Source organism: Paenibacillus sp. FSL H7-0326 (genome assembly GCF_001955535.1).
GTDB lineage: Bacteria > Bacillota > Bacilli > Paenibacillales > Paenibacillaceae > Paenibacillus > Paenibacillus shunpengii.
Window position 1 is genome coordinate 31,329 of record NZ_MPVN01000009.1, and the last position, 19,599, is coordinate 50,927.

A 19,599-nucleotide genomic window follows, 5' to 3' on the forward strand; every position below is an offset into this window, starting at 1 on the left:
ATTTTTCAGACCAAAGATTGCTCTATTAATTAATAAATAGTAAGTATATAATGGGACTTTATAAGGAGGTAGTAAGCACTATGAATATATGCGTCATTGTTAAAAGTGACAATGTGTACTCAAAATTGGGTAGTATTTTTCATGACTATGATGTATTGCGGAATGTTTCACATTTTATGGATCTTTTAGAGTTTGTTCGTTCTGAGGAAATTTCTATTGCCATCATAGACGAGAGCATTCACTGGAAAGAGCGAGCAGAGGAACTTTTAAGAGAATACAAAATAAAATGTGTTGTATTTACAGGGAATTTCAATGAGTTAGAAGCTAAGGTGAGAAGCCAATTAGCGGGGGCATATATAGAAACTCAGAGAGAAGTTGAGCAGCCGGCAGTAATCAATACTGTGATTGAGGACTCTAAGGAACATTTCAATGCTGTAGAAGAGAGTGTAATCGATTCTAAAGAAGTTACTTTTAAGTCCACAAATGATGTGACTTTACATAAGACAGAAGAGCAATTAGATGAACTTAAGAGAGAAAAGAATGAACCAGCTCCGAAACATATTGAGATTATAAAAGAAGTGCCACGATTTATAGATCGGCCAGTAATTAAAGAAGTACCAGTTGAGAAGATAGTTGAAAAAATAAAAGAGGTGACCGTTGAAAAGGTTGTAGAGAGAGAAGTGACGAAACGTGAGATTGTTGAAGTTAAACCTAACTTCGATGATATCGATCTTGACTTCGAGCTGCCAAACATTCTAAGCAAACCAGCAATAGAAGAATCTTCAATGCTAGAGACACAAACAGTATCTAATTATGATACAACGTTTATTGGAATTGTGAGTGCTGAAAACGAAGTGGATTTAGGGAGTATTGTATTTATGGTGGCAACTTCATTAGCAGAACTAGGTTACAAGCCGCTGATTATTGCAGATGCTCAAGAAGAGATAACGCTTTTAGAGAGAAGCATTTTTAAGGACAAATTGAACGATGATCATGCCGATGTATTTGAAAGTGAAGGCGTTTCTTATATGCGACAAGGAGCGGTTTGGGATTATTCAGAGCTTTTATCTGGTGAATTCACTCACGTTATTTTCTGGTTTGGGAATATTACTGAAATAAAAGAGAATGATTTTGAAAACTGGACAAGGACTCATTATCCATTACTAGTACTTCGAGGTGCTAAATGGAATGTTAGCAAAATGACGGATATCTTCGATGATTTAAGTGAAGCTACTCTAAGAAGAATTAAGTTGTTACTTGAGAAGAAGCAAAGTGAGGTCTTGAAAGAGTTGAAAAGCTATTATCCTGAAGTTAGTCATTATCTGATACCGTATCATCCGGATCCATTCTCACCAGATAAATTTGCTCTTCAATTCGTTGGCCAACTGTTTAACCTAAGAAAGAAAAGGAAATTTAACGCTAAGCTCTGGTTTATTTTTATTTTCGGACTGTTAGTTTCAGCTATGTTTATATGGGCAGGCACATTGGTTCCGGAAGTAGGTGTGAGATGATTGGGTTAGGGTTATCATTACTAGGAATGTTAGTATCGAGGGAAATTAGATTAAGATACAACTCAGCAATTTTTACACGGATATTTAATTTAAGTCAGTATGCCGCTATTTTTGCTATTTTAAGCCTGATTCTAAGCCTGGTATTAAAAGATCTATCCATCGGATTAGAATGGGCAGCTATTTGCTGTATGTGGTTTGGTGCCCTTCATTTGTGGGGTATGCCATGGCAATCATGGATGAAGTTTTCCATTCCTATAAGTTTAACTCTTATTACATTGTTAGGCGCTCTGGGTGGGAGATACATTGGGGCTATATTGGTTATCTTGTTTTGTGCTGGATCTGTTTTTTATTCTTATACTAAAAACAAACATAAGCTGAAGAACATACCTATGGCTTCAGCTGCAGCACTGCTTATTGTTTTATTAGTAGATATGGTTGTACCTAGTTTTGCATGGAGAGCTTGGGAAGTGCTTATTGTTGTGTATACTATCACAGTTCGTTTAATTGCATATTTACATAACATTCATCATGTATCCATCACAGATAAACTAACGGGACTTTACAATAGGGCGACTTTTATCGAGTATGCTGATAGCTTCATCAGCTCTGGAGAGAAAGTTGGAATAATGTTCGTAGATTTAGATAACTTTGGAGATAAGAACAATACAGAGGGTCATGCAGCTGGGGATCGTATACTTATAGAGTCAGCAAGAATTCTTCAAGAAGTAGTAGCAGGGAATGGAGTGGCCAGTCGGTATGGCGGTGAAGAAATGGTCGCACTTTTAATTGAGAAGGATATCTATAAAGCAGCAGAGGAATTTAGAAGCAGACTTCCAGAAACAACAGGAATTACGGCTTCAGTGGGTGTTGTTTATCATGTTGAGGGGGTTAATGCTCAACATTTAATTGATTTAGCAGATGATGCTATGTATCAAGCCAAACGTAGCGGTAAAAACAAAGTAGTTATATATAACTAGTATTAAATGCGTATAGATGCAATCTATGAATAGAGATACCTTCTAAACATAGTTCTCTGTACGCATTTTTTTGTTGTGTAAGTGACAAATGTATTGCTAATGTATTGCTCTTTTCCTACTTAAGTTCTATAATTCTAAGAGTTAACAATAAATTAAGAAGGTGGTATAGTCTTGAAGTCCCGGAAGAATAAGCAGATTATGAAGTATTCTATCTATGTCGGTACGCTTGTGCTGCTTGTAACCGCATCAGTTGGGTTTTTCTCTTACCGTTATTACAACGCTAAGCTGATAAGCGAGAGGAACAAGTACGAGAATGAAATTAATGCACAGGCAATAGTGATTGATCAGTACGAAACGAAGTCGAAAAAAGGATGGATCTTGAACAAAGATTTGGAGGCTGGTGACACAATTTCAGATGTCGATATTCAGGAAACAATGTTACCTGACTACTTTTCACCTGAAAATGTTATTTCAGAGAAAGACGAATTAGTAGGTAAAGTCATCAAGATCAATGCTTTGGCTTCTACAGCAATAACAGAAGAGATGGTTTTTGACGATGGAGCTTTAGAACCGAGTGAAAGAAAAGAAGAAGTTCAGTATGTTAGGCTTCCCTTAAAAATCCAGTCTGATGAAACAGTTGATATTCGGATTGTATTTCCAAACGGAGAAGATTATATCGTAGTTGCTAAAAAGAAACTGCAAGATGTAGATGTCGAAAATCAGAATGCATTCTTCCAAAGCACTGAAGAAGAAGCATTATTACTACAGTCCGCTTTGGTTGATGCATACATAAAAGATGCAGAACTTTACATGAAGCAATATGTAGAACCTGAGTTACAACCTAAGCCACAAGTTACATACACTCCAAACCAGGACGTACTTGATCTGATGGCCCAAAATCCTCAGATTGTAGATCAAGCAAAATGGAAACTGCGTGATACAGTTCGTGCAAATTTGGACGATCGACTTAACTTGATTGAAAGCACAGACAAAGTAAGAGTTGGGGCCGGTGCTCCAATGGGTAGTGCGGTTGCTAAAAGAAAACAGAATGACGGTGCGGTGTATTATAACGAGACAGAAAACCCAGCTAACTCAAGTGGAACAGGTCTTGGGGTGAATGGCATTATAGATGCCCCAGCAGCTGGCGTAGACTCTTCACAGTCAGCAAAAGCTAACGAATCTGAAGTTTATCCTGTACCGGAATCTGAGGATGTCCCAGACGTAAACGCTCCTAACATGCTAGGAGGGGAAGAATAATGAGGCATGCAATTGTAGGTGATTGTGAGAAACATGATTTTGTTCTCACGGTGGCATACATGTTACAGGCTTACACACAAAAAAAAGTGAGTGTTGTAACAGATGAAGATAGACATTACCGATACTTCGAAGGAGAAGTATCTGGAATAAGTGTAGATGTAGAAGTCGCAACAACGTCAGCAGACTATTACTTATATGATTTTCATTACTCAATACCATTATTTCATTTGGATAATTTGTTGTTAGTTACAAATTACGAAAAGAAATCACTTGACCGTTTGGATGGATTGATCACACAAGTTAATGATGTGCTACCGAGTGGAGTGCTTATCGTACAATCTCCTTCAAAAGTAAGTATTGATTATGTTGAAAAAAGTATTCCAATAGAAGTCCCATCCATTGTTTATGAAGATGACACTTATCGTCGTATTGATTGGGTCCATGATGGAAGAATTAACTTCAGATCGGTGGAAAAAGGATTCAGACTTGCTGTAGAGGACTATTTAAAAATTGGTTACGACATCCCTAACAAAGATCTCGCAAAACTTTGGGCTTATGCCAGAAAGAGAGGATAGATATGATCGTCGCATTTGCTGCTCCCGTCCATGGACAACCAGGAACAACTTCTAATCAGATGGCTACATCAACAATGTTAGGCATAGATTATCACTTTCATTTACTTATTACACATACCCATTTACAACTTTCAACATTAGAAAGAGGGTATGCAAAGACAATTGAGATTGATGAAATTCGTGAGTTAAATCGTGGAATGGACGGACTTCTTCGATTAACCGATAGCTATATGCTAAAACCAGAAAACATTCGTGATAACGCGATGTCTGTCGTAAGAGGAAGACTTGATCTCATGCCAGGAATGTTGTCAGGAAAGCACGAAGAGCTCTTAAGAGTGCTTCCTAGTCTTTTAAATCACTATCGAACTGCGTATGATCTTATGTTTGTTGATATACCTTCAGGAATTCAAAATGAAAGTTCTAAAATGGTTATCAATAAGTCTAACGTAGTAGTTGTAAATTTAAATCAAAATAAAACGGTGCTAGATTCTTTCTTTAACAACACTGAATGGCAAGAAGTTTTAAAGGATAAAGAGGTTGTGTACTGCATCGGGAACTATGATCGACAGTCGAAGCTTAGCAAGGAGCGTATAGCTAGAGAATATAAAATACCAGTCAAAAAAATTGGGGTTGTACCATATAACATAAGATTTCGTGATGCACAAAACGACCGAGATATTATAGATTATCTGCTTCGTGCTAGGAACATTGAGAAGAAATTCATGAAATTCGATGAAGAAGTATATTTTATTGAATCTGTTCGACATTTAGGTTCAATGCTATTGGACGTACTTCAGATGCGACCGATTAAGGAGGCTGAAGAGATTTATGCTTAATCTGATTTTGATACTGCTAATCATAATCGGAATCGGAGCATTTCTATTCTTCTATCTTCGAAAAAAGAAAGACGAACCTATAGTAACAGAAGAATACCGGTTTGACCTAAAGCAGATTGAAATATTTGTGAAAAATGCATTCAAAGATATCATAAATGAATCTCCGTATGCAGGTAACCCTAGTGAAGAAGAGTTTGCTCGTCGAAAGAACCGTAAGAAAGAATTAAGAGCAGCTTTAAGAAACTGTTTACATGGGGATATAGCGGCGAAAAATTACGTTAAATTGTACATTAAGGACATGTTAAAAGAAAATTATGGATTTAATGAGACTAACATTAATTCAGTAATCCCTTTTGATCGTCCAGAACGGCTTTCTGAGCAAGATCGTTTCGAGATATTGCTATATTCATATAAAAAGATATTTAAAAAAGATGCATTAAATCAGTTGATATCTAAGTATGGCCTTAATACATTGAAGCGCTTGGAGGACGGCGAGAAACGCTATCAAATAACGCGTGGAGAAATTAAAGAGATTTACGATAAGGAGAAGCCGAAACTATCTTTCGAAGACAAGCTTAATATTATCGTTCAGCGTGTTTATCAGAACTATAAAGGATTTGGACCAATTGATGAAATAAGAGATCAAAAAATAGAGGGTGTAAGTGGTGGAGTCAGTGGTATTCCTGAATCTGTAGCTAGTGCGTTAGATTTCACAGAATTTGAAGTCCAACCAATCTATATACCTAGAAATTATGATTCCATTTGGATATTTTACAAGGGAATTTCAATAAACTTAGAGTTTTTAAGCTTTGGATCAGAGAAAGAGCTTAAGCGTGTCTGTCAAAATATTTATACCTATGGGAATCCAGGTCAATTAAATGAGGCAAGAGGTTTTATTTCAAATGATATGGCTGATGGATCACGGGTCGTTGTGTTGAGACCAAAAGTAGCGGAAAGTTGGGCGTTTTTTGTCCGTAAACATGATTTTTCTTATGTACGCCTGTCTGAACAAATTCACGGCCAAAATGCAGAACTTGCAATTCAAATGTTAACCTTCCTTGTTTATGGATCACAAACTATTGCTCTTACAGGTAGACAAGGGTCGGGTAAAACAACGCTTGTAAAAGGTCTAATCGATAAAATTCAGTGCAAAAACATACGTGTGCAAGAACAATTTTTTGAACTGTGGCTTAGAAAGATGTTTCCACACAAAAACATCCTTTCATTAAGAGAAACGCCTACAGTTTCAGCTCAAGCAATTATGGATATCACGAAAAAAACAGATGGAACCATGAACATTGTAGGTGAAGCTTCAAGTCATGAAATTGTCAGTCTTGCTATCCAAGCTGGCTTAGTAGCATCGGAGTATACAATTGTTACTCACCACGGTAACACATTCCAAAAAATGATCAATGCTTTACGCAATAGTTTAATAGCAGCAGGAGATTTCAACGATGAGAAAGCAGCTGAAGAGCAGGTAGTTTCATGGCTTAATTTTAATGTTCACTGTGTTCTATCAGGTACTGGAGAAAGGTATATATCTCGAATAACGCAGTGTGTTCCAGTGTTTAGTCGGTCTTATTCGCGTGAATACAAGAATGCAACTACGGTTGAGCAAAAAATTGAGGGCCTTAATGATACAATTGTGGAATTTGCCTCTCGTACTACAGATGCAAAGACTTACGAGGAGAGAGACGTTATTGTTTGGAACGAAGGAAAGTATGAGGTTAAAGACTCTTTAACACCCGATAAAGTTTCTGAAATGCTGGGGAATATGGATGAAGAAGAACGAGAATTATTCCGGAATTTCTTAAGCAAGCATTGGGGGAATGCAGCATGAGTCAAGAGCTATTACTATTTCTTTCAATTTTAATATTCATCATTCCAATAGGGGCCTTAATATTTTTCATCTTTTTATTAAGAAATTCAAAAAACAAAAAGAAGAGAGAAATTAAAAAGCTAAAATCGTTACTGCCAACCCCGGGAAAAAAGAATCATTGGGATGCCCGACTATATAGAGTCTATCCTTATCTAAGAGAGCTTCCAGGTATTCGATTGTTACTAAATAAGTTGCAGCGCAGACTAGGCATTATATATGCGGATAACGAAGCTCTTGTTCGTTCAAGAGCTTCCGGTTACACGCTTGCTATTATTGGGACTGTTTTACTTCTTGCTGTAACTGCATTATTGGTTTCAGACTCTTGGGCAACTAGGCTACAAGTAATCATTATAAGTATGTATGTAGGGGCATTTTTGACAGACTATTTCATAAATAAGTCTTCTCTCAAAATGCTGTACGAAGAAGATAAACTAATTCTGAATCAGAGACATGAGTATCACAAGACTTATATGGTCAATGAGAGTATGGAACGTGTCGCAGAAGATTCTGATGATATTATAGCTACTCATGCTCAAAGAATTGCAGATATTTTGAACTCAACGGATCCAGAGTCGGAGCTTCAATCTTATTATGAAGTAGCACCTAATAAATATATGAAGGACTTTGCTGGTATCAGCTATAAGGTTGCTGAGTATGGTGACTCTGGCATTGAGAATGGAGAAAGTTCAGTATACTTAGCATCACTCGGTAACATAAGGGAAGATCTTCATATCGAAATTAATCGAAGAGAAATATTGAATCGAAAATTATCCGGTTTGGTAGCTGTTGCTGTGTCTCCTATCTTTATGACCGATCCGATTAGAAGATGGAGTGAGACGAATTTCCCTATTATGTCCGAGTATTACAATTCGAATTGGGGGCTATACTCTCTTGTCCTACTGTATATCATCTTTGTCGTTGCCTTTGTAGTACTGAGAAACGCAAAGAGTGTAGACGGAGATCCCCAGGGAGCAAAAGAAGAGGGGAAATGGCTTAAGAAAATTCTTAAGACAACCTGGATTAGAAAAATCGTTTATAGATTAGCACCAAAAACGCATGAACTAAAAAGATTCCAGGTAGAACAAGAATTGAAACACGCGAATTCTAGACTTGATGTTCCGTCATTGTATTTATGGAAAGCTTCTATATTTGCAATAGCCCTTATCTCAGCAATAATAATTCAATTGCTAATCGTTGCTCAAATAAAACATAACATTGTATATCCGAACGAATCTATTTATGTGACCGCTTCTCAAACCACATCACAACAGCAAATGAGTAAAGAAAGATATGTGTTTGAATCGACAATGATAGGAGAGATTATTTCAAAAGATTTAGAACCACAAGAAATAGTTCCTTATGTTTTGGAAATGTCACAGAACAAGCCTTTTCTTCAGTTAGATATTGATCGTAATGAATATGCTCAACAAATAGTGGATCGAGTAGAGAAATATAACAATCAATATTTCCGCTGGTATCAGCTACTGATTGCTTTAGGTATAGCTATTCTTGGATACTCCATTCCAAATGCTTATCTTTCTATTAAGCAGCAATCAAGAAGATGGCAGATGCAAGATGAAGTAGATGGCTTTACAACAAGTATTATGATGCTATCTCAATTCCAACGAATAAGCGTGTACGAGATCCTTGAGTGGATGCAGCGTGATAGCTACATTTTCCAAGAGCAATTGATGAACTGCTTGCTTGATTATGAGTCAGGATCTGCAGAGGCTCTGGAGGAATTAAAGGAAACAGTTAATTTTGTCCCTTTAGAAAGACTTGTCGAAAGGCTACAGGAAGCTGCAGATCAGTTACCGATACAAGAAGCTTTTGATGATATCAGAATTGAAAGGAATTATGCAGTTAAGCAACGTCAAGAATACTACGAGAAATCAACTAGTAGAAAAGTAGCTACAGCTCAATTGGCAGCCTATACTCCGCTAGGTTCCACTATCATTATCTATCTGTTTGTACCTTTCATATATGTGATGTATCAGCAGTTAGGTGATTTAACGCAGATAACAGGTGGTTTATAGGGGGGGACACTTATGAGTAACGTAAATAGATTTTTGATTTGGTCAATAGAATTAGTACTTACCTTAAATATTATAAGCTATGGAATTCTCTTGTGGAACACAACAATACCACTAAGAGATTCAGTTAGCCTTCAGATGGTAGAACACAATCAGGCCATTTATGACAGCAAATATGCAGCTTACGATTATCAAGACGTTAGTGGATCTCAAATACTAACCGCATACAGAAAGTATCAGAATGAACCGATTTTTAATCTGTTTGTTCAGACAAGACACAACGGATTGCGTAACTTTGCCGTCGAACCAAATCATCTGACGAACACATGTTCAAACTTCGATTACAGTAGTGGAGCTTTAGCAAGTGGAACTACAAATTGTAATATTGACGAACTCGATCTGAAACAATTTGGAGGTTCGTATTACATACCTCCGCAGCAGAGATTTAGCTCTACTTTGATTAGAGATGCTAATAATACTGTACTAGGTATATATTTTAAAGCTTTGTAGGTTATATGCACTTTCTTCAGTGCTTTAACAATAAATATCATTAAGGGAAAGGGGGAGCTTAAGTGAATAAACAAACAAAAATTGCTGTAGGAGTACTCGTAGTCCTGGTTATACTTCTTGGAGTTAGCATTTACTTCAATGTTATCGGCTGGCAGTAAAAGACTTTTAGACACTGGGATTAGAGTAAATGTAATCATGCAATGAAATCAATATGTATAAATGTACGGGAGGGACTGAGTATGAAATTTTTCACTAAGAATCTATCTTTGTTCCTTGCGATAAGCATTATCTGTTTGATAGTTTTCAACTTCTTATTATTTACCGGATACATTAATGCCGAGCTAAGTATTCTTATGATTGTTCTCATTCTAATCCCACTGTCAATTAGCTTGGTTCTAAACCTATATGGGTTTAAAACTCATCGAAAGCTAAGAGCATCAAAAGCTGATACGAAACTCAGAAGAAGGAACTAAGAGATATGGATAATATATCAACTACTAGTATGAGATGGGTTATCCGCTTGATAATCTTTAATTTGTTACTGTTACTAGTAACGGTTATGGGCTTAATCATCGAAAGCATATAGGAGAAACCAAAGGTAGGAATAAAAAAATGGACAATTTACCTACCCCTCTAGAGAGGGTGAACAGTATTGTATTCATAATGTTGGTTATCAGTATAGTTATAAACATGTATATGATAGCTGATAGTTATTTGACTCATTAAAGTAATACGGAGATAAAATTAAAAGTTAAAAGGATATTGAAAGGTAGGAAGTAAAAAATATGGATAATATATCAACTGGTCTAAAATGGGCTATTGGTGTCATTCTCACAATGTTTATTATCAGTGCTGGAATTAACGTTTACTTTGTAGCTAATGGGTATTTCGATAAAGCTCAGGAGCAAACAGTTTCGCAGTCACAAGTTCTGAACCAAGCAGAATATAACATCTATGATAATAAAGATGTAGCTGGACAAGAAGTTATCAATGCATCTACACGTTTTTCAGGTCGTCCACAGTTTGCTATACATATCAAAACTGGGGTTAATAAAACTGGTTTTTATGCAGAAAACAACTATAAAACGTGCTTTGAAGTACCTGAAAACACAACAAATGGTAAAGGGATTGTTAACGTTAGCTCAAATTCATGCTCTAATGATTCACAGGTAAGTGTTCAGCAAATGAGAGATGTAAGATCAAGTAATAATTACGTCAATCCAAATGGGATATTTACGGCGAACATTTACTATGATGCGAATGATGAAGTAAGACTTATTGAGTTCGAACAGAAATAATACTAGTACTGCCTCTTAGTAAAAAGATGTATTAAGAGGCAGTACAAAAAGTTAGGCTTAGCTGGGAAAAGGAGGTGATTGGTAGTGATTGTACCTATAAAAAGATTAATAACGATTTATCTCGCGACTTTTATGTTCTTTACTGCTGGGATCAGCTTTATATTTTATCAGCTTAATCGTGAGCCTACGTATAGCTTTTCAACTGCTACTGATGTCGTTTTAGCATCTTATGATGAGACAGAAGATCTTACCAAAGTCTCTGGGGAGCATGTTATAGGCTTAGTTAATGCAGCGCTAAATGGTGAGTATGATCTCATTATTGATGGAGTACCTATAAATGCAGTTACAGACATTCGAGATATTGATCTTAGGGGAGTTGTAGGCAATACATATAATATGACGTTGTTAAGGCAAAATGGAGTTATACATACGGTTTCTGTTACACATTAGGAAGGAGCCAAGGGAAGGAGCAAGCATGTGGTTAATGCATTTAAAGCAATTGTAGTAATTTTCTGTATGGTTTTAATATTTGGGATCTTTCCTTTCTATCAATATGCGAAGGATTTAGATGATACAACTGAGAGAGTAGCACACAACGCTTTAATTGAATTTGTTGATACTGTTCGTGGGAAAGGGTATGTCGATGTTAGAGATTATGAAGTATTTCAATCAAAGCTTGATGATACGGGAACCATTTATGATGTGACTTTAGAATATTACCGGAAAGTGCTTGAACCTAATTACACTAATCCGTATAACATAAATACTTTTCAAGGGAGCTTTGAAGTAAGGTATGACGGATACTACACTAATCAGATCTTAAAGGTGCTCTATCCAAACAACAATCTTCCGACAGACGCAGTGGAAAGACGCCTTAATATGAAGGTTGGAGACCAATTTAACGTCCGTATTGAACCAAAAGGCACAAGTTTAGCAGCTCAGATTAGCAATGCAATATTTAATGTGAGTTCTGGTATATCACCAGACAGATATGGAGGCATGGTAAGAAGTGAAGCCCCTTAATGTAGCATTGTTATTTCTTGTTATTGTAATCCCTTTTATCGTAGTTAATGAACTGCGTCAAGAACTAGCTGATGAGAAAAGTAAAATGCAAGAGCGATATGCTAATGATTTTCAAGCAGCTGTAGATGATGCTGGGGCTTATCTTAATAGATTCGAAGCTCAACAGAGTACAACAGCCATTCGCTACCAAAGAGAAAAGCAAGTTACAACCGATCAAGACTTTATAAACGTATTTTACGATAACCTAGCAATGAAATTCGGTATAGAAGGAAATGAAGAAGAGATTCAAAACTTGAAGTTACATATGCCAGCAATGGTGATTTTCAGGTATGACGGTTATGTCCTTGTTACCCTTCAAGATGAAGCAAATGCTCAAGGTAATACGGAGCTTACACCAATAATTTGGCCAAAACGTCCATACAATTACACATTAGCAAACGGTAACGTCTTGACATTCACTTTAGATGACCAAGCTACGGTTTATGACATAAGAACAAATCAATTTATTAAAGGCAGCTATCAGGATTTAAGCTTACAAACGGATTTGACCCCTATCACGGATATCGGTAGTTTTAGAGAGGTTCGTCAGAACAGTATCACTGAGGTGGTTGAAAATGATTTATCCGGGGCAATTAACAGACATCTTGAGATGACAAAACGAATGGATCTCCATATTCAATTGTCTTTACCAAGAGGATTAAATGAAAATTCTATTCAGGATATTGGTTTTATGGCTTTTGTTCAGGGCTATCCTCTTCCGAACGGTGAAATACTTAACGGATATGCGTTTGGAGATACAGCTGTAAAACAACGTAAACCTCTTGTAGGCACAATCTCACCTGAAGGTCGGTATGTAGCCTATGGACCTGGTTGTTTGCCTCAGAACGCTGAAGTTATAGAGACTATATATGATCCTGAAGAAGCCGTAAGGAAGGGATATTTTATAGAAGATTGCTTTCAATTAGATTAAAAGTATTGTATACATACAATGTATATAATATAATAAAAATAGAGAGGAGAACTAAAAACTAATGATTTAGTTTTTGGGACACACTGATGGCACGAACGAAATCGAGAGGATCGACTGTATTCGCTAGGGTTAATGCAGAACTTAAAGAAGACGCAACGCAAGTATTAAAAGAACTTGATTTAACAATGTCAGATTCTATTAACTTATTTTTGAAGCAAATTGTTATTCACGGAGGAATTCCATTCGATATAACAATAAAGAAGGACTAATTGTGTGTCTTACATAATGTAAAACATCTGTCTTACAAAAAAAGGAGAGTGTAAATAATGAAAATGAAAAACAAATTGATGTTGACGTTATTATCTGGTGTTCTACTAGCTTCGTCGTTGAATATCTTCAAGGCTGAAGCAGCCACAAGCTTTAAAGACGTAGCTAAATCTCATTGGGCTTATAGTTCTATTACTTCAGCTGTAAACAAAGGTTATTTCAAAGGTTATACAAACGGAACATTCAAGCCGTCGGCTTCCGTTACCAGAGCTGAATTTGCAGCGCTATTGTCCAGAGTATCGAAAGAAAAACCTGAAACTGAAAAATCTAATGTATTTACTGATGTGAAGGGGCATTGGAGCCAAAAGGAAGTGGATAGAGCTGTATCTTTAGGTTTTATTAACCCGAACGATTATAAGAATGGATTCAAACCCAATACACCACTCACAAGACAAGAAATGGCGAAATGGTTGAGTTCCGGATTAGCAGCTCATGATGAAGGTTTTAACCAGGCTTTGAAGGATACGAAAACAACGGTGTTGCCAGTAAGGGAATACTTTAAAAATCAGATCAGTCAAACTCAAGCGCCATACATTGCGGTTGTAATGGGAACGGGTCTAATGAATGGATATACTGATGGTACTTTTGGGTTGAAGAAAACAACCACAAGAGCTGAAGTATCGGCAATATTGCTTCGATTCGAGAGAGTTAGCGCTAAATCAGCAAGTGAGTTTGCCGATCTTGTTGAGCTTAGAGCTGTTGGGACATTGGATTCTAATATAGAATTAATGACTCCTTTCACTTCAGGGGATAGTGGTTTATCTAGAATGTCTGGGAAAAGATACACGTTTAAAAATGGATCGGGCAGTCTTGTATTCCATAGAGCTATAGCGTTGAATCCGCTTGCTTCAGAGAACAAACAGAGTTTATATACTGATGTATTTTTCACAGACGAGGAACTAAAAAGGGTAAGAAAGGGAAGTTACCCGATATATTCTCAGATAACTGTTTATCCTACTGCTTCAAATTTTAAGTTGGACCACTATAAAAATAGTCAAGGATCTTACTTATTAATTGGTTCAAGAATTCCTAATTCTAATCCAAATAAGTTCGGATATATCACACTTCCAGGCGTAAATACCCAAGAGTTCTTTTCTAAAAACAAAAACGGTGTGACCATGTGGGTTCAAAGTTATTTTAACAGTGAGACCTTACCATCTACTCGTATGGATGATAGAACCATCGTTAGGCTTTCAGAAAAATGAAAGGTAGATTAGATAAATGAAACGACTAATATTTTCATTTTTGACCGTAGTAATTCTTTCATTATTTGCGAGTGTCTCAACATTCGCAAATTTTTCGAAGGGGTATCCAACTGAAGGAATAGAGACTTCTTTTCCTAATGAAGTGTATAAAAGACAAAAAATTAAGGTGAAAGTTACTGGTGAAAGTAGACCACGGCCCAAAGTAATGTGGGTTCAAGGTGATGAAGACCAATTCGTAGCGACAAGAAATGAAGGATCACAGCAAGTGAGAACAACTGGTACGCTACAGGATGGAAAGATGGTCCCTGTTACTACCGATACACCAGTGGTGGATAAAATTAATACAAAACAATATGCTCCTGATTCTATGCAAGATTCTAATATTGATCCAAACCCTTTTAGACAGGAATTTGTTAAAGAATTAGGGCTTGAAGAGGTTAAGTATTTGGAAGCAAATTCTTATGATGAGGATCCAATAGGGAGTGATCCTTCATATTCAAAAGGAGATATATTCGCTACTATTTCTACTTTTACTGGTCATAATTATGTATGGGATGAACATTATAAATATTCAGAAAAGCTAAACGGGGACCCGAAATATATAGTCTCTTACTACACACCATTAAGTATTAAATACACAGGTTACGTCGAGGAAACAAAAGAGCTTATTGTTGAAGAGAATATGACTCTTGAGGTTGGTGACAGAAAGACGCTAACTGCTAAGGTCAAAACTATTCAGTATGATGGATCGGAAACCAATTATATAGACGTCTCTAGACGAGAAACAACCGAATGGAGCACAAATAATAGAAACGTTGTATCTGTTAATCCAGAGACTGGACAGATTGTAGCTGTAAGTGAAGGGGAAGCTAGAATTACAGCTAAGTGGAAAAACTCTGAAGATGGTCCTTACTATATTTATAACTATGCGGATATAACGGTTGGCGGTGAGGATACAGGCTGTGTAGATTGCCAGCCTGAAGGAAGTTGCTCAGCTCCTTCAGCAGCCGGATCTATGGAAGGAGCATTCTTAGATCCGGGAGTATCTGCAGTTATCCGAGCGGATCAACGTGGAAGTGAAATGTTTGATGTTTTGCAAGGGATTCCTACTACAGAATCCCTTTACGGAAACGTTCTAGCACTAAACTACTTATTTCAAAACAAATTTGTTGAAATGACAGGTGAATGTACATATACCATACCAGTTACTAAAACTTATATTAAGACATGGGATGAACCTGGGCCTCCAGATCCGGACGGTAATCCAACGACAATTCCAATGCGGGTACCTGAGACAGTTAGCAAAGAGTATACCGTAATCAGACCATATAGTTATTGGGTCATTGATAACTTGGAAGTATACGATATTAAAGAAGCAAAACTAAGAAACTATGCGTTGCCGAATGAAGAAATTACGATTCAACCAAGTGGATACAGCTCACCATCCTACGCTACATCAACGGGTGGCCAACATATAGAAGAACCACAATATAGCGCCGTAACGTTACCTACAGAAACTGTAGGACGGGATGTACCAAATGAGGACTTTCAAGCGGATGCCGAGGATGCGGTCGGTAAAGTAAAAGTTAAGAATGATCTACTCCAATTTAACGGCAGCATCATAATGAGCAATGTTCAGACTGAGGAGACTGGACCAACTCCAGGAGAGATCCCGGCTCCAACACAGATCGGAAATAACGTTCTATACAGTCCAGGTAATGTCATTCCTAGAACGTTAGCGAATGAAAAAGATACGACAAGCAGCGGATCAATAGCCTACAATTTAATGGTTGGCAATATTAATGGAGGATCTCCAAAGAATTTTCTGATCAATGGAATTAATACAGTTACCGTTCATACACCAGTAGTTGATTACGCTGTACTTCCTGATGATAATCGTCCATTCGATCAACGAATGGAGCCAGACATGTCAAGAACGGTTCTAGTATTAGATCGACCTTTCACAATCAACTTTGATGAGAAGGGTCAACATCTCAGCATTCCCGGTTATGGTAATCGAGATTATCAAAAATATACGCTCATGAAGCGGGTTGTCTTCCCGTTTGATACTTACAACGAGAATAAAACCGAGTTTTACCCTCAAAATACTTGGGTTAATATTCCGGTTGGACAAGATTCAAAGACCTTTCAAATGCCAACCTGGGTTACAGAAGGGAGCTATCGAATCCGGACAGAAGCTTGGGCAATAAATTCTCAAGGGCAAGCTGGTTGCCAGCACAATATGAATGGTGACTTGAATAACTACTGTGCATACGAAGAATTTGAGGTAGATGCAGTCGGTAGGTTATACGGACTGAGGGTATGGGATATCGGTGATTTCAGATTTGAGAATGTCTTTAGAACCGGAAGTGAGACAACCAATCATACAGGAAATGCCTATTACTCAGGTGGACGTGATGAAAACGGTGTTCCAACAAGTCTGTATGGACAAAACTCATGGATTTTACCTGTCAGACCGGGATCACATCCGTTAGAAAAAGGAACGGTTCCAAGAAACGGTTATTCATTCCTATTTGACTTTGAAACTATCGGGGATCTATGGGATAAAGGCGAAGGAGTCAGAATTAATCCATCATTTAGTTACGTAAGTAAAGAAGGCGGAGAGCAGATTCCCGTAGATCTTTATTATGATTCAACTGGATATGGTAACAAGCTCATCAAAGTCGGATCTGAGAATGACGTGGAGACATTTACTAGACTCTATCAGCTATCTGATCCAATGAGGAACATCAATCAGACGGAGTTGCAACGAGCAGCTCAATATGAATTTCATAATATTCTTTCCCCTGACCAGCAAAATTCGTTGTCATGGAATCGATTCTGGGGAAACTATACCACCAGAAAAACCAACATCGGGGCTGGGTACAAATTAGATGTTTTAAATTATCAATCTAGAACACTTATCGGTCCAACCGCAATACCTGCAAGTGTTAACCCTACTGTAGCCTTAAGGAGCGTACAACACTGGTATGGAGAGTACAATCTACCAATTGCCCCTTACATCGTCAGAGAGGGAACCGATATGGAAGCTCTAGCAAGGCAATACGGCGGCATTTTAGACGGAAGTGAGTCCGAATTCTTCAAAGGTGGATATATTGTTGTAAATTTTGAGATTTACACTGTAAAGAACAATGATCAGAACGATTATGTGCTGGGTTACAACGCTCCTTTAGCTAATATGTGGGAGATTGAGGGGCAAGTATCTTCAGCTAGTGATTATAGAGGGCGACAGTTCACCTATAATCCAGGAGATATTATGTTGTTCGAGTCTGATTACTCTGTAAGAAATGATTACTTAGCAAATGGAAGTTAACTTATACTTGGCAGCCACAATTTAAGCGGCTGCCAAAGAATAAGATTTTGCTAACACATATAAAGGGGATGAATCAGTGAAAACTATAGGCTTAAAGATAGGAACAATAGTCGCACTCTTCTTCATCGTTTTAGGTAGTTCAACTGTCGGAGCCCAAGAAGAGGTTAAATTTCTTTTGTCTCCTGTCAAAGCGGTAGAACAATCTACTGGATTTTATCGAGATACTGTAAGTGGTGGAGAAACGAAAAATTACGATTTTTACTTACAAAACTTGAAGGACGAACCACTAGAAGTATGGGTTTATCCAGCAGATGCAAAGCCAGGTGCGAATGGTGGTAAGTTGTTCTCAGGAAGAGAAGAGAAGTTAACAGCAGTAGGCTCTTGGATAGAGCCTTCAGGACCGCATAAGGTTTCATTAGGTGCAAGGGAAAAGCAAAAACTAAGCTTTAAAGTGAAGGTTCCAGAGGATATCGTTCCTGGGCAGCATGTCGGAGTCGTGGCAGTAGAGGAGTTTTTGGATGAAACGGATAGACAGACACCAGAAGTAAATTCAACTAACGCTATTATGCTGATTGAAAAGGCGCAAAGAATGGGTGTTCAGATCGTCCTTGAACACCAAGTGGAACAGGCTAAGCACGAGATGAGCATTGATGACTTCAAGCATGAGTATATAGCGAATGGGTACTCTCAATTTACTGTGAAACTGAGCAATAAAGGGACCATATTGGAAAGACCAAATGGACTGCTTCAGGTACGAGATGCTGAAGGTAACGGTATTTTCAGCGAAAGCTATAATAATCAGCCAAAAGAAAGATCCATTTACGCTGGAACGACAGCTGATATGATTTATGTGGTGCAAGATAAAGTATTACTCCCAGGTGAGTATTCTGCGTACTTTGAGGCCAACTTTAGCGGAGAGAAAGTGAGCAAAACATTTAATTTTACCGTTACTGAAGCAGAGGCCCAAAAATCTCAAGATGCACTCAATCATGCAGGTATCCTACAAAAAGCGAGTTTTTGGGATTGGATTCAGAACAATTTAATATTGGCGATTGTCATAGGTATTATCTTTCTCGTTTTCGTCATAGGTTTCTTTCTCTTACTTTTCCTTTTACTTAAGAAGAAAAAGAAAGAACAAGATGATGAGCAATCTAAGTCTAAATTAACTTCACATCAATTCTCTGTTTCTAGGAGTAGGCATTAAAATATGTCTTTCCTTGAAAGGAGGTGAGTACGATGTGAACTTAAGTATAGGAAAACAAATTAAATTAAGGGGAGTGAGAGCTACATGAAGAAGATCTTGGCGAGTATGTTAGCAATGGTATTAGCAGTACCTCTAACAGCATCTGCGCAAGAACTTGAGAAAGAAATTGCAGTAACAGGTGGAAGCTTACAGTTCACCCAAACCCGTTTAAGTTTCAATGACATTACTCTATCATCAAGAGACAACCTAAAATCACAGGCGGTTTCGACTATTAGGGCAATTGATGATCGAGGTAATGGAGCTGGCTGGACATATAGCCTTTCAGCAACCGATTTTGTAACGACTATGGATGGTCAAGAGTTTAGGTTACCAGCAAGTGTAGTCCAATTTTCCACCATTCTAAAGAATACCATTTCCGGAGTACCTATTGATTTTACTCAAGGTGGAGAGTTAGCACAAAATAAAGTTCTTTCGTCTGTTCCAAGTACAATCGTGTCTGCTGACGTAGGTAAAGGTCAAGGAGCTTATGATTTTGAGGTGAACTACACTTTAAGTTTACCAAAGACCATAGCAAACAGTGAAGGAAAAGAGATCGGCGTTATCGCTGGAACATATAGGTCTGTATTTACATATACAGCGACATCAGGTATTTAGGGGGTG

The 19,599-nt window shown here is 37.5% G+C and carries 17 protein-coding genes; all 17 read left to right on the forward strand.

The annotated features are described in order from the left end of the window. The first annotated feature begins 80 nt into the window (after nt 1-80). The 17 genes from BK126_RS26320 to BK126_RS26405 all read left to right on the forward strand — a co-directional run bounded on the left by BK126_RS26320 (nt 81) and on the right by BK126_RS26405 (nt 19,593). Nucleotides 81-1,511, forward strand: a complete 1,431-nt coding sequence (locus tag BK126_RS26320) for a hypothetical protein (protein ID WP_076315460.1) — start codon at nt 81-83, stop codon at nt 1,509-1,511. After that, entirely contained in the window at nt 1,508-2,488 is a 981-nt protein-coding gene (locus BK126_RS26325; protein ID WP_076315461.1) for a GGDEF domain-containing protein, read from the forward strand. The genes BK126_RS26320 and BK126_RS26325 overlap by 4 nt, the downstream gene beginning before the upstream one ends. A gap of 171 nt (nt 2,489-2,659) precedes the next feature. Then, nucleotides 2,660-3,745: an SAF domain-containing protein gene (locus tag BK126_RS26330; protein ID WP_076315462.1), complete on the forward strand. Its 1,086-nt coding sequence runs from the start codon at nt 2,660-2,662 to the stop codon at nt 3,743-3,745. Further along, nucleotides 3,745-4,320, forward strand: a complete 576-nt coding sequence (locus BK126_RS26335; protein ID WP_076315463.1) for a hypothetical protein — start codon at nt 3,745-3,747, stop codon at nt 4,318-4,320. Before BK126_RS26330 ends, BK126_RS26335 begins: the two co-directional genes overlap by 1 nt. 2 nt (nt 4,321-4,322) lie before the next feature. Then, nucleotides 4,323-5,156 (forward strand): hypothetical protein, encoded by an 834-nt coding sequence (locus tag BK126_RS26340; RefSeq protein ID WP_076315464.1) that lies wholly within the window; start codon nt 4,323-4,325, stop codon nt 5,154-5,156. Next, the gene (locus BK126_RS26345) at nt 5,149-6,996 is read left to right on the forward strand and encodes an ATPase, T2SS/T4P/T4SS family (RefSeq protein WP_076315465.1); all 1,848 of its coding nucleotides are present in this window, start codon (nt 5,149-5,151) and stop codon (nt 6,994-6,996) included. The genes BK126_RS26340 and BK126_RS26345 overlap by 8 nt, the downstream gene beginning before the upstream one ends. Then, nucleotides 6,993-9,071, forward strand: coding sequence for a hypothetical protein (locus BK126_RS26350; RefSeq protein WP_076315466.1), 2,079 nt, complete (start codon nt 6,993-6,995; stop codon nt 9,069-9,071). The genes BK126_RS26345 and BK126_RS26350 overlap by 4 nt, the downstream gene beginning before the upstream one ends. Nucleotides 9,072-9,083: 12 nt before the next feature. Next, on the forward strand, nt 9,084-9,578 hold the full coding sequence (locus BK126_RS26355) for a hypothetical protein (protein WP_076315467.1): 495 nt from the start codon (nt 9,084-9,086) through the stop codon (nt 9,576-9,578). 785 nt (nt 9,579-10,363) lie between these two features. Beyond that, nucleotides 10,364-10,876 carry a hypothetical protein gene (locus BK126_RS26365; RefSeq protein ID WP_076315469.1) on the forward strand — a complete coding sequence of 171 codons (513 nt, stop codon included), beginning with the start codon at nt 10,364-10,366 and terminating at the stop codon, nt 10,874-10,876. An 84-nt stretch (nt 10,877-10,960) separates the two neighbouring features. Next, entirely contained in the window at nt 10,961-11,326 is a 366-nt protein-coding gene (locus tag BK126_RS26370) for a hypothetical protein (protein ID WP_076315470.1), read from the forward strand. 27 nt (nt 11,327-11,353) lie between these two features. After that, a complete protein-coding gene (locus BK126_RS26375; RefSeq protein WP_076315471.1) occupies nt 11,354-11,899 on the forward strand; it encodes a hypothetical protein in 546 nt (181 codons plus the stop codon). Then, nucleotides 11,886-12,869 carry a hypothetical protein gene (locus BK126_RS26380; RefSeq protein WP_076315472.1) on the forward strand — a complete coding sequence of 328 codons (984 nt, stop codon included), beginning with the start codon at nt 11,886-11,888 and terminating at the stop codon, nt 12,867-12,869. Before BK126_RS26375 ends, BK126_RS26380 begins: the two co-directional genes overlap by 14 nt. Nucleotides 12,870-12,955: 86 nt before the next feature. Further along, on the forward strand, nt 12,956-13,138 hold the full coding sequence (locus BK126_RS30305) for a type II toxin-antitoxin system RelB/DinJ family antitoxin (RefSeq protein ID WP_076315473.1): 183 nt from the start codon (nt 12,956-12,958) through the stop codon (nt 13,136-13,138). A 57-nt stretch (nt 13,139-13,195) separates the two neighbouring features. Beyond that, a complete protein-coding gene (locus tag BK126_RS26390) occupies nt 13,196-14,401 on the forward strand; it encodes an S-layer homology domain-containing protein (RefSeq protein WP_076315474.1) in 1,206 nt (401 codons plus the stop codon). 16 nt (nt 14,402-14,417) lie between these two features. Next, nucleotides 14,418-17,735, forward strand: coding sequence for a DUF5704 domain-containing protein (locus BK126_RS26395; protein WP_076315475.1), 3,318 nt, complete (start codon nt 14,418-14,420; stop codon nt 17,733-17,735). Between the two features lie 76 nt (nt 17,736-17,811). After that, nucleotides 17,812-18,939 (forward strand): COG1470 family protein, encoded by a 1,128-nt coding sequence (locus tag BK126_RS26400; protein WP_076315476.1) that lies wholly within the window; start codon nt 17,812-17,814, stop codon nt 18,937-18,939. An 84-nt stretch (nt 18,940-19,023) separates the two neighbouring features. After that, the gene (locus BK126_RS26405; RefSeq protein ID WP_076315477.1) at nt 19,024-19,593 is read left to right on the forward strand and encodes a WxL domain-containing protein; all 570 of its coding nucleotides are present in this window, start codon (nt 19,024-19,026) and stop codon (nt 19,591-19,593) included. The last annotated feature ends 6 nt before the right edge of the window (nt 19,594-19,599 follow it).